Source organism: Ohtaekwangia koreensis, assembly GCF_900167975.1.
Lineage (GTDB): Bacteria > Bacteroidota > Bacteroidia > Cytophagales > Cyclobacteriaceae > Ohtaekwangia > Ohtaekwangia koreensis.
Genome location: NZ_FUZU01000001.1, coordinates 1,969,869 through 1,981,948, shown reverse-complemented (window position 1 = coordinate 1,981,948; position 12,080 = coordinate 1,969,869). Strand labels below are relative to the sequence as shown.

The following is a 12,080-nucleotide window of genomic DNA, read 5'->3' as shown; positions in this document are numbered from 1 at the left end:
TTTGTCGTGTGCCTACCCGTAGCACGGTGTTTTTTATGGGTTTTCGTGGAAAGTCCCAAGGTGGATTTCTCTTCGATAACCGTTCCGTTTGAATAGAGATTACTCGTGGCTTGTCTTGCAGCACACAGCAGGACAGGCATGCCATTCATCAATAATAGTTTTGAGATACTCAGACTCTGTTCAAATCAATGAGTATATTATGGAAATCCTTGAAAAAACATTTCAACACGTTAACTATCGCTGGGACAAGGCCAAGGAAGCTGCGCTGAAAAATGATGAAGTAGGCTTGCTGATCTACCGTTCGAATCTGCTGGGTTCGGACCTTCGTATCACAAACTATGGCGGGGGCAATACCAGTTGCAAGACTATCGAGAAAGATCCTCTTACAAAAAAAGAAACCGAGATCATGTGGGTGAAGGGGTCCGGTGGTGACATTGGGACGTTGACGAAAAGCGGATTGGCTGCGCTATATATGGAACGACTCCACTCGTTAAAAAATATATACCGTGGGTTGCAGTATGAAGATGAAATGGTGGAACTATTCAACCATTGTATATATGATCTCAATTCAAAAGCGCCTTCGATCGATACACCACTTCATGCGTTTCTTCCTTTCAAACATATCGATCACCTCCATCCGGATGCCGCTATAGCCATTGCGGCTTCCAAAAACGGAGAGCAGATCACGCGCGAATTATTCAGTGGACAAATTGCGTGGGTTCCCTGGCAGCGTCCTGGTTTTGACCTCGCTTTAAAATTAGAAAAAGCGCTGAACGACAATCCGGGTATACGGGGTATCATGCTCGGTGGTCATGGATTATTTACCTGGGGCGATACAGCGTATGAATGCTATATCAACAGTCTTGAGATAATCGATAAAGCTTCCGAATATTTACTCGAGAACTATGGCAAAAAGAGACCCGTGTTCGGAGGAAATAAAATCACATCCCTTCCAAAAGAAAAAAGAGTAAAACAAGCAGCCGCGCTCGCTCCTGTATTGCGGGGGCTTGCATCGAGTCATGCCAGAATGATTGGACACTTTACTGACGATGAACGTGTGCTTGAATTCATCAACAGTAAAGATCTCGATAAGCTTGCACCCTTGGGTACAAGTTGTCCGGATCATTTTCTGCGTACCAAAATAAAGCCGTTGGTACTAAATATACCATCGGACGCTGACCTCAGCGACAAACAAAAAATCAAAGCAGGTCTCGATAAAGATTTTGAAGAATACAGAAAGTACTATCAGAAATATTACGATGATCATAAACATAGCAATAGTCCTGCGGTGCGCGATCCGAACCCGGTAATTATACTATGGCCCGGTGTCGGTATGTTTTCATTTTCAAAAGATAAACAGACTACACGTGTAGCCAGTGAATTTTATATCAATGCGATCAATGTAATGAAAGGTGCAGAGGCGATCTCTGAGTATGTAGCCCTACCGTTGCAAGAGGCATTTGACATTGAGTACTGGTTACTGGAAGAAGCTAAATTACAACGCATGCCGAAGGAGAAACCGCTTTCCAGAAAGATCGCGTTGATCACCGGTGGTGCGGGTGGTATAGGCCTTGCTATCGCGAAGAAATTATCTAGTGAAGGTGCCTGCGTTTTTCTAACGGATATCAATGAGACCTCACTGCAACACGCGACAAAGCAATTTGGACGGGATATAGCGTCCGGATCAGTAGTAGATGTTACGAGTACAGAATCCATTCAACTCGCCTATGAAAAAGCGTCACTTGATTTCGGTGGTGTGGACATTATTGTGAATTGTGCGGGACTTGCCATTTCAAAACCTATTGAACAGACAACCGAGAAAGACTGGGATTTGTTGAACGATGTCATTGTAAAAGGACAGTTCATGATTTCCAAAGAAGGTGTTGAAGTTCTTCGTGCGCAGAATCTCGGAGGCGACATTGTAAATATAGCGAGTAAGAACGCGTTGGTTGCCGGCCCGAACAATGTAGGCTATGGAACCGCGAAGGCTGCTCAAACACACATGAGTCGGTTGCTTGCTGCTGAACTCGGAAAAGAAAAAATCCGCGTCAACGTAGTAAACCCGGACGCTGTTATTGAAGGCAGTAAAATTTGGGAAGGCGAATGGGCTGCGGGCCGCGCGAAGGCGTACGGGGTGACCGTTGAAGAGCTTCCTTCCTTCTATGCCAAGCGTACCATCATGAATGAGATTATCACCACAGAAGATATAGCCAACGGTGTATTTGTATTGGTGGGCGGGCACCTTAGCAAAAGTACCGGTAACATTATAAACGTGGACGGTGGTGTAGCAGCTGCCTTTGTACGATAAGTATATAGTTATTCTTAAATAAAAACGGATTGCATCCTTCATGTTTTAAGTGATGGATTTTGATGACCTATAAATTTTTAAGTATGAAACTCGACAAGCAACTTATTCAGGATCACAATAAAAAACTTCACGATAAACATCAATCCGGTTTTTCATTTATAGCTGACAGGCTTACGACAGAAGGGCACGATGTAGAACGTATTCTTGCCAAGATAGCTGCTTTGCAAATTGCTATACCCAGTTGGGCTCTTGGGACGGGTGGTACTCGCTTCTCGCGTTTCTCAGGTGGTGGTGAACCGGGAAGTCTTGAAGAAAAAATTGCAGATGTAGGCTTGCTGCATGCGATCAATCGCTCCAGCGGTGCTATATCGTTGCATATACCTTGGGATATACCCAAAGATGCGAAAGCTATAAAATCACTCGCCAAGGAATATGACCTTGTGTTTGATGCCGTCAATTCAAATACATTTCAGGACCAGGCCGATCAGGAGTTATCCTATAAATATGGTTCGCTTTCACACAGTGACAAGGCCGTGAGGAAGCTGGCTATAGAACACAATGTTGACGTGATCAAGCATGGTGAATTACTGGGCTCGAAAGCGCTAACGGTATGGCTGGCGGACGGAACGTGTTTTCCGGGTCAGCAGAATTTCAGAAAGGCTTTTCAGCGCACACTTGAATCCCTAAAGGAAATATATACCGCGCTCCCCGATGACTGGCAGATGTTCATCGAGTATAAGCCTTACGAACCATACTTCTATTCTACGGTTATACAGGATTGGGGAACCTCTCATCTGCTGGCCAGTAAACTTGGCAAGAAAGCATATTGCCTTGTTGACCTGGGTCATCACCTGCCGAATACAAATATAGAGCAGATTGTAGCTACGCTGATGATGGAAGGCAAGCTCGGTGGTTTCCATTTTAATGATTCCAAGTATGGCGATGATGACCTTACCGTTGGAAGTATAAAACCCTATCAGCTCTTTCTGATTTTTAATGAGCTGGTATATGGTATGGAAGATCCTGCTTCTATCAATCCACCGCCTGCGTGGATGATCGATGCAAGTCATAATGTTAAAGACCCGCTCGAAGATTTACTTCAATCGGTAGAGGCCATCAAGCTTGCCTATACACAAGCACTGCTGGTAAACAAAGAGGAACTGGAAGCAGCGCGCGAAAATAATGACGCAACACAGGCGCAGGAAATTCTGCAACACGCCTATAGAACAGATGTGCGGCCGTTGATTGCTGAAGCACGCAGGCGTGCAGGGGCTGCGTTGCATCCGATCACACTGTTCAGAAACCTGAATGTACGGAAGCAGCTCATCCAGGAACGCGGACTTAAAACTGTATCGACAGGACTCTGATGATGACAAAATCCGTTACGGCTATTTTCGATATCGGAAAGACCAACAAGAAGTTTTTTCTTTTCGATGAAGATCTTCAGGAGCTTCATCATGAATACTTCAAACTTCCGCTGGCAACCGATGATGATGGTTTTGAGTGCGATGATATATATGTACTCAGCAACTGGATACAAAGTACCGTGCGAAAAATAACTTCGTCCGGTGAATATCAATTGAAGCGTTTGAATTTTTCAACCTATGGGGCTACGCTGGTTCACCTTGGTGAAGATGGCAAACCCGTTACACCGTTGTATAATTACCTGAAGCCCTTTCCGGAAGAGCTTATTAAAAAATTTTATTCGAAATATCCGGAGAGTGACCATAACCTTTTTACAGCGTCTCCCTCTTTGGGTATGTTAAACTCGGGGTTACAGCTATACTGGCTAAGGTACACAAAGCCCGAGCTCTTTAAACAAGTAAAATATACTCTACATTTTCCGCAGTATCTCTCCTATCTCTTTACAGGAAAATTAGTAAGCGAACCAACCTCCATTGGATGTCATACTAAGCTATGGGATTTCTCGCTAAATCAATATCATGCTTGGGTGCGTGATGAACACGTTGAGCACTTGCTTCCGGAAATTGTTCCTGCTACCACTACGTTTCAAACAATCATCGGTGGACACGCTACCGAAGTTGGTGTAGGCGTTCATGATAGTTCTTCTGCGTTGGCAGCTTACATGATGCGTACGCACGAACCGTTCGCGCTTATCTCCACCGGTACCTGGAGCATTACCCTAAATCCTTTCACAACGGATCCTCTAACAGCGGATGAATTAAACCGGGACTGTCTTAATTACTTAACCATTCAGGGTAAACCAGTGAAGGCATCGCGGTTGTTTCTCGGTCATGAACTTGATCATCATCTCCAGATACTCAACACTATATTTCAGAAGGAAGCACGTTACTATAAGCAGATTAAACTGGACCCTTCCTTCATGGAGAAAATTCAGGAAGGTAAAATGAAGTCCACGTTTTATCCGTCCACGTTAAACAATCCGCTATTAGTAAAGGATATATTTCCCGAAAACAATTGGCAGCCTGAGAAGTTTACTACCTATGAAGAAGCTTACCATCATGTAATCTGGGGACTAACACAACTGCAAGTTGCCTCCACAAAGCTTGCGCTGGGGAAATCAAGCGTTACCAAAATATACATCGATGGTGGCTTTATCGACAATGAAATTTTCATAAAGCTGATTCAGTTTTATCTGCCGGAGTATACCATTGAAGTTTCGCATATGCCACTTGGTTCCGCACATGGTGCTGCCATGATTATGCAATCCGGCAAAAAGCAGAGTACAATATCAGGACTGAATAAATTTGCAGCAAGTATATTATAGCTATATGAACGCTATATCTACAAGTTATACTATGGCATCTTCTTCAATCCCTCCCATCGTACATTCCATTTACCATCTTTCGGAAAGCCGGGATTTGTCTCTGTGCTTCCATCCCATCCTGCAGTCATCATCGCTATAGCGGAGAGCAGTCCACCGTTACCTGGCAAATATAGCCGCAAGCGTGCATCCTGATAATTGTGTCCATTTACCAGGTAGGTATTCTTTTGTGTATTTAACAACAGCATTTCAATTGCCTGCTCAGGTTTATTAAGTCTTGCCGCTGTCATTGCCATGAGCGGATAATCCCATCCCCAGGTCGTTTCCCATTGCCAATGTTCTATAATTTCATCAAACGTGTTTTTCATCAGCGCTATATCGATCCGATCGTTGAACGGAAGAAACCCGAATGCACCTACTACAGCGGGATGATCTCTTCGGAAAAAATCATCGGTATAGGCTGTTGGTGTTGTACTGTTGGGAAGATATAATTTCCCTGTAGCATCTGTTGCAAGCGGAGCCAGATCCTTGAGTATAGCATTCCACTTTTTATCTTCTTCCAGTCCTAATCTTTTTCTCCATTGCTGAGCAACCGACAGACCATAATACCAGTACTGCAGTTCATAAGCAGGGTCATCCGTTTCAGTCGCCTTAAAAATTTCCTGTGCAGGTATCAACGGATGGCAAAGATGATATTTACCATTACGCAACTTCACAAACGAAGCCATAAACTCCGCTGTCTGAAAGACTATATCTTTATACTTCTCCAGTTTATCTTTACCGGGCGCAGACCTGTATAAGAGTTCAGCAAAATATATAGGGTGCGGTTGCTGCCAGATAATAAATGCACCTACACTGGAAGGACTTTCATTTCCTTGCGGATCAGTCATCTTCTGCCACCGTGCCCCTGTATAGCCTTGCCATTGTGCTGTTGCCTTTGCTTGCGGTATAGCATCCGTATACCACGGCATACTTCGCTCTAATAATGCACTTCGATTCCATAACGTAAAATGTGCTGCATGCCACCAATGCATCTCCAAATGAAATTTACCATACCAGCTATTCATCGTAAGGCCCGTCTCTTGTGGCGGCAAAGAGCCTGCACATTGAATCTTCGTAAGGTATTGTGATAGTATAACTCTTCTCTCAAGTTCTCTCGCACGAGGGTCGGTGCATGCCGAGAAATCAACAGCTGCACCTTCCGTCCAGAATTTCTCCCAGGTATATATACTGTTAACTTTTACAGTTTTAAAATCCAACACCTTAACAGGCTTGTCTTTTGTAAACAATACTGTAAAATCAAATGATTTATTTTTTTCTGGAGACAGTAAAAATGAGTGTGGCTTTTCTTCCGTAAAGGCAGAAGTTTCATGCACGACTTGCACATAATACTTTGTAGTATCCAGCGTTCGCGCGAGAACCGTGAGATCTTTCTGCTGACTGATTATCACGGATTGATGTCGATCATTCTTCTCCCAATCATATCCGGGGCAAACATGACAATCTTTTCCATAGGGGAATTTGAAATTTACTTTCAACTTCCCTTTCGCGATCAAAGGTGACTCTATATGAACAGCAATGCGATCTTGTGCCTGATGCGCAATTGTAGTTACTTTAACAGCACTTCCTTCTACTTCAAATTTACTTTCGATTGTACCCGTCCACAAATTCAATTGCTGCTGAATGTTTTTGATATCCCGAAGTTGTACGGCTTCACCATTTTCCTTTGTCATCACTAATCCAATCAATCCAAGGTGTAGCCGATGTGGATTCGCGCGAAGTGCTTCTGTTGCTTCACCTGCAATTCCTTCCCGTTGCTGAACAGCATACGGTGCCTTTGTTCCATCGCATGATTCGTACAGCTTTGCTACATTATTTAAAATATATTTCTTTTCCTGAGGAATGCTGTGCCATCCCCATTGTGATTGTGTTCCGAGTGCTATACCATTTTCATATTCTTTATAAAATGTTTGCAGGCCTGTAACATCTGCCGTAAACGCAAACTCTCCATTCCCTACCGAGAGCGCTCCCAACGTATCAACTTTATTCAATACCACGTTGTGGCGACTGACTAACGAAAAACGATCAATACTTTTTACTGGTGCATTCTGCGCCAAGCAAACTATATTTACCAACCAGCATAATACTATTATAGCAACTCTCATAATGACAAATGATCTTAAATAAAAGTCATCAATTCAAAACAAAAAGAAAAGGAATATTATACCACTGACGCTTTCGATACAGGACAGTACCCGAAAGTTATTGACAAGGCATCTTTTACCTTGAGTTATAATCTAAATCATCGTTCATCACTATGATCATTGCCATCAAGCGTCTGCCTTTATTAGCGCTCCTGCTGTTTATTACCTGCAGTTCACTTCAGGCACAAAAGAAATTACCTGCCCCTGATAAGGTTCTGGAAGTAATGCATCTCACGAATGGCTATTTCAAAAATAAATGGCCGGATGTAGGGAAGCGCATGGTACATGAAAGATCGCGTGCCAGCAATATCTGGACACGTGCGGTATACTATGAAGGGCTGATGGCGCTCTATGCCCTTGATCCTAAACCTGAAGATCTCGACTATGCTGTTCGCTGGGCTGATTTTCATAAATGGGATTTACGCGATGGTGAAACGTATACGCGCAATGCTGATAATCAATGTGCAGGTCAGACGTATATAGATCTATACCAGATGGACCCGAAGCCCTTCAAGATTGAAAAAATCAAGGCTTCCATTGATAGCATGATGCGCACAGATAAAATTGATGATTGGAATTGGGTAGATGCTATACAAATGGCGATGCCTGTATTTGCAAAGCTTAGTGTGATCTATAATGATCCTGCCTATAGTGAGCGCATGTATGAAATGTATATGTATACCCGCAACAAGCATGGCGACAATGGATTGTTCAATCCTAAAGATAATTTGTGGTGGAGAGATAAAGATTTCGATCCTCCCTATAAAGAACCTAATGGAGAAGATTGTTACTGGTCACGTGGTAACGGATGGGTGTTCGCAGCGCTTGTTCGTGTGCTTGCCACAATACCGAAAGATGCTCCTCATCGGAAGCAATATGAAGACGATTTTAAAGTGATGGCCGCTGCTCTCGCTCCTATTCAACGCAAAGACGGATTCTGGAACGCCAGTCTTCATGACCCTACTAATTATGGAGGCAAAGAGACATCGGGTACGTCTTTATTTGTATATGGTATGGCGTGGGGAATAAACAACGGCTACCTCGATGCGAAAAAGTATCAGCCGATCATAACCAAAGGATGGAATGGAATGGTTAAAGAAGCAGTACATGAGAACGGTTTCCTGGGGTATATGCAAGGTACGGGCAAAGAACCCAAAGACGGACAACCTGTAACCTATACCTCTGTTCCTAACTTTGAAGATTATGGATTGGGATGCTTTCTGTTGGCGGGGAGTGAAGTGTATAAGCTGATCAACGCAAAGAAAAATTAACGATCGCTTTAGCGCATCACGCTCTGATATACCTTATCAATTCGTGCAAGGAAGCTTTGCTTTGAGAAATTTTCCTGAGCATAGTTCTTTATAGCCTGCGAATTATACATTTGACATGTCTGCATTAATTTTTGGATGCCTTCGCGCAATGCGTCTGCATTTTCATTTGTTACCAGCAGGCCATTTATATCATTCACAAAATCTTCCGGTCCGCCACATCGTGTTGAAACAACAGGAAGCCCTGCGGCCATCGCTTCTACAAGCGCCACACAAAATGTTTCATACCGGCTTGAGCAGACAAAAAAATGAAGTCGCGACATGAAGAGTGGGATTTCTTCATAGGGGATAAAACCATAAAACCGGCACTTCGCCTCTATTCCCATCTGGCGTGCCTGCTTTTTATATTCGTCTTCCAGTGTACCCGTCCCTCCTATATGTAGGATAAAGTCTTCTGATATACCTGCAAGCGATGTTAATAAAATATCGAGTCCTTTCACAGGAGTGTTCATCCCTCCCAAGAAACCAATTTGTATAATGGAGTCTTGTGCTGGAGAAATTTCTTTAAACTTTTCTATCTCGACTACATTAGGTATAACACGAACATTTTTATCCAGAAGAGTCTCCAACTCGTTGGCGAGACGTTTCCCTACAGCCACTATAGCATCTGCATGACGCAAGCCATACAGTGTTAACTTCTTGTGGAATAAACTCCGGAAGTTATTCTTCACGCGTGTATGTTCCTGAAGAATATAGGGCCTGCCAGTAACTTTTTTTAACAACCATCCCCAAAACGCTCCGGGGTAGCCTATCGAGGCGTGAATAACATCGGGCTTAAATTTTTGGAGTACCTTGCGCGAATATCGCATCATGATAAACCAATAGTTTAATTGATTATAGAGTGGCAACGAGCGATGAATCACAATCCGATGCTCTTCTACTTTTCCATGCCATGAAGTTTCTATCTGAAAAGAGTATAGACCGAATTTACTATAATTTACTTTCACGGAGATCACCACGACTTCATGTTCGCTACTCAATGCCTCGGCCTGGCTTCTGATGAAGATGCCAGAGTTCGGACTTAGTTTATCCGGATACCAGGGAGTGATCATGAGGATCTTCATCGATCAAAAAATTAAGAGGGATCAGGCACAAATACTGCGTTGCAAAAGGCGGGAGTAGTAGTAACCGCCTTGAGCGTTCCATCCTTCGTCATGATGTTCAATGTATAGCGCATCTGTTTAAAGAACTGGATTACATCTGGCACAGTATATCCGGCAGCCTGATAGGTTGCATTGTTGATCTCTATCATGATCAACGGACGGAAGCGCTCGATCGTTTTTTGAGCACCTTTTAATACCAGCATCTCAGCTCCTTCCACATCGATCTTCATGAAATCAATACGATTCAAATTCAGTTGAGACAACTGATCGTCTAACACCCGTAGTTCTATATTCTGGATAAACCGTTCACGCAAATCACTCTGAAAAATAGTAGCGAGTCCTTCGTGTTCACCTGCACCGGTCTTTCCCATATAGATCGGAAGTTGCTTTGATTCGTTGGACAATCCATAGTGAAATGTCTCTATATTCCGATAGCTATTTCGCTCTATATTTTCACATAGCAAGTCATAAAAAAAATCTACAGGCTCAAATGCCAGTACACGTCCTTTGGTTAAGCGCTTCGCTGCAAACAGACTAAACTCTCCCTGGTTGGCACCTATATCTACGAATGTCATATCGCTTTTCAGGTAACGGTTTAAGAATCGCCATTCGTTCAGTTCGTGAAACCCCATCCAGTAAAAAGCTGCTCCCATCGCTTTAGACGGATCAACTTTCATGGCTATGTTTTTATCAATGTTTGTAATGACAATCTGCTCGGATGGATGAGAACGTTTCATCCACGAGCGATAGAATTTTTCGGAGATGAACAAAACCATTTTCAAGGTCTTCTCCACCGGCCACGGCAAGCGGTATAGTAGGTTTGCATTTAAGGAGCGAAATAAATTTGTTATACCTGATCGTACCATATTAGCCGTTTCTAAAATTCTTATTTTATAAAATTACGAGGATCAATCAATTTTACCTCCTGACGATATACCCAATATAGCAGTCCGAGACAAGACACGAGGTAGATCAAATGCGTTATCGCGGGTTGATAGGTCCCCATTAAAGGTTCCAGTACAGCGATCAATACAAATAACACGAAGGGTGCGAGTATAATCTTGAACAGATTAAAGCGAAACTGAAATTTCTCTCTCGCCTGGTAGCGTAACAACAACACTTCAACACCAGCACTTAATATTGACGCAAAGATTACTCCATATATCTTAAACTCACTTAGCAACAACACCATACACAGTATTTTAACAGCGGAGATAATGAAATATATCACCGGCAGCGGCTTTGTATATTTTAGTATACCATAGGGTATAGCAAAGAACAAACGCATAGGTTTGATAATAAAGATCAGCGCAATGTATGGGAGGTATTCAACGGCTCGTCTATAGTCTGGTTTACTCACGAAGGTTTCAATCACCCAAGGAAAGACCAGTATACTCATACAAATGAGAATCATGATAACAGAAGTAAAGCCATGATAATACCGGTTTATCTCGACAGAAGATCCTTTTTCCTTCTGGCTGGTAACTGCACTTACCACTTTTGGGTAAAAAGAACTGTGAAGTCCATTCAGTATAAATTCAATAACCGACATACACTTTATTCCAAAGTCATATATACCTACATCACTGAGTGGCATAAAGAACAGCATGATAAACCGATCAAAATAATTAATAACCCATTGCTGCAATTGATATATAAAGGCATAGAGATTAAACTGGAATGACGAACGAAGCAAAGGATAATTAAAATGAACACCAAATTCAGAAAATATCCTGATCAATACCCATATAGCGGCTATCAGGGCAGCGATCATTCTTCCGCCAATAGGTCCGATTAAAGAATGGGGATATAGCTGGAGGCCTATAATCGTAAAGCCCGCGATTAGCATGAATGATAGGAGATTCGACCAGAAAAATATTTCTGGTTTTTCACGGCTTTGCAAAAGATTACTATGCACTTTAAAGAGTGCCTGAAAAATTCCAGTTCCCGCGGCAAGAATGCCGTACGGAAAAAATGAGATATTTTTATCGGTAAAGAAATGGCTGAATGTTAAATCTCCCAGCACCAGTGAAACGATCCCAACTCCTCCTCCGATCATGAGCATCAACACAAATGCAGAACTAATAAAGGAGGAAAGCTTGGCAGGTTCGCCTTTGAATTCGTGGAAGTGTATATACAGTGAAGTATCAAAGCTATACGTTGTCAGGATTTGAATGAAGAGGGAGAAAGCCAGGTAAATAGAGAGAGCGCCATAATCCGCAGTGCTCAGATTGGTGATGTAGAACGGCAAGAGAATGATGGCACTCGCCATGGGCAGCATCCCCGCCAGGGTATAAATAAGCGAACTTTTAATAAAACCTTTACTAATGCGCATAGCGAAGCGGGCAAGTTAGCACGGTTTGGGATATTAGAAAAAAGGAGACAGATAAC

8 protein-coding genes are annotated in these 12,080 nt (G+C 42.8%); 4 read left to right on the top strand and 4 right to left on the bottom strand.

From position 1 onward, the window contains the following. The first annotated feature begins 199 nt into the window (after positions 1-199). The 3 genes from B5Y40_RS08200 (at position 200) to B5Y40_RS08190 (ending at position 5,057) form a co-directional block, all read left to right on the top strand. A complete protein-coding gene (locus B5Y40_RS08200) occupies positions 200-2,308 on the top strand; it encodes a bifunctional aldolase/short-chain dehydrogenase (RefSeq protein ID WP_079686201.1) in 2,109 nt (702 codons plus the stop codon). A gap of 83 nt (positions 2,309-2,391) precedes the next feature. Beyond that, entirely contained in the window at positions 2,392-3,675 is a 1,284-nt protein-coding gene (locus tag B5Y40_RS08195; RefSeq protein ID WP_079687121.1) for a sugar isomerase, read from the top strand. Further along, entirely contained in the window at positions 3,675-5,057 is a 1,383-nt protein-coding gene (locus tag B5Y40_RS08190) for an FGGY-family carbohydrate kinase (protein WP_079686200.1), read from the top strand. Before B5Y40_RS08195 ends, B5Y40_RS08190 begins: the two co-directional genes overlap by 1 nt. Positions 5,058-5,086: 29 nt before the next feature. Here B5Y40_RS08190 and B5Y40_RS08185 read toward each other — a convergent pair whose 3' ends face one another. After that, the gene (locus B5Y40_RS08185; protein WP_079686199.1) at positions 5,087-7,219 is read right to left on the bottom strand and encodes a hypothetical protein; all 2,133 of its coding nucleotides are present in this window, start codon (positions 7,217-7,219) and stop codon (positions 5,087-5,089) included. Positions 7,220-7,371: 152 nt separating this feature from the next. Between B5Y40_RS08185 and B5Y40_RS08180 the strand changes: the two genes are divergently transcribed. Further along, positions 7,372-8,529, top strand: a complete 1,158-nt coding sequence (locus B5Y40_RS08180) for a glycoside hydrolase family 88/105 protein (RefSeq protein WP_079686198.1) — start codon at positions 7,372-7,374, stop codon at positions 8,527-8,529. Positions 8,530-8,537: 8 nt separating this feature from the next. On the opposite strand, the gene B5Y40_RS08175 is transcribed toward B5Y40_RS08180, so the two are convergent. From B5Y40_RS08175 to B5Y40_RS08165, 3 genes are read right to left on the bottom strand one after another with little or no spacing between them, the layout of a single operon-like run. Continuing rightward, positions 8,538-9,650: a glycosyltransferase gene (locus B5Y40_RS08175; protein WP_079686197.1), complete on the bottom strand. Its 1,113-nt coding sequence runs from the start codon at positions 9,648-9,650 to the stop codon at positions 8,538-8,540. Positions 9,651-9,661: 11 nt separating this feature from the next. Continuing rightward, positions 9,662-10,555: an FkbM family methyltransferase gene (locus tag B5Y40_RS08170; protein ID WP_079686196.1), complete on the bottom strand. Its 894-nt coding sequence runs from the start codon at positions 10,553-10,555 to the stop codon at positions 9,662-9,664. Positions 10,556-10,575: 20 nt separating this feature from the next. Then, positions 10,576-12,024: a lipopolysaccharide biosynthesis protein gene (locus B5Y40_RS08165; protein WP_079686195.1), complete on the bottom strand. Its 1,449-nt coding sequence runs from the start codon at positions 12,022-12,024 to the stop codon at positions 10,576-10,578. Between the last annotated feature and the right edge of the window lie 56 nt (positions 12,025-12,080).

Coding starts and splice junctions, on each gene's coding strand:
- B5Y40_RS08200 (WP_079686201.1), top strand. CDS start 200: ATGGAAATCCTTGAAAAAACATTTCAACACGTTAACTATCGCTGGGAC.
- B5Y40_RS08195 (WP_079687121.1), top strand. CDS start 2,392: ATGAAACTCGACAAGCAACTTATTCAGGATCACAATAAAAAACTTCAC.
- B5Y40_RS08190 (WP_079686200.1), top strand. CDS start 3,675: ATGATGACAAAATCCGTTACGGCTATTTTCGATATCGGAAAGACCAAC.
- B5Y40_RS08185 (WP_079686199.1), bottom strand. CDS start 7,219: ATGAGAGTTGCTATAATAGTATTATGCTGGTTGGTAAATATAGTTTGC.
- B5Y40_RS08180 (WP_079686198.1), top strand. CDS start 7,372: ATGATCATTGCCATCAAGCGTCTGCCTTTATTAGCGCTCCTGCTGTTT.
- B5Y40_RS08175 (WP_079686197.1), bottom strand. CDS start 9,650: ATGAAGATCCTCATGATCACTCCCTGGTATCCGGATAAACTAAGTCCG.
- B5Y40_RS08170 (WP_079686196.1), bottom strand. CDS start 10,555: ATGGTACGATCAGGTATAACAAATTTATTTCGCTCCTTAAATGCAAAC.
- B5Y40_RS08165 (WP_079686195.1), bottom strand. CDS start 12,024: ATGCGCATTAGTAAAGGTTTTATTAAAAGTTCGCTTATTTATACCCTG.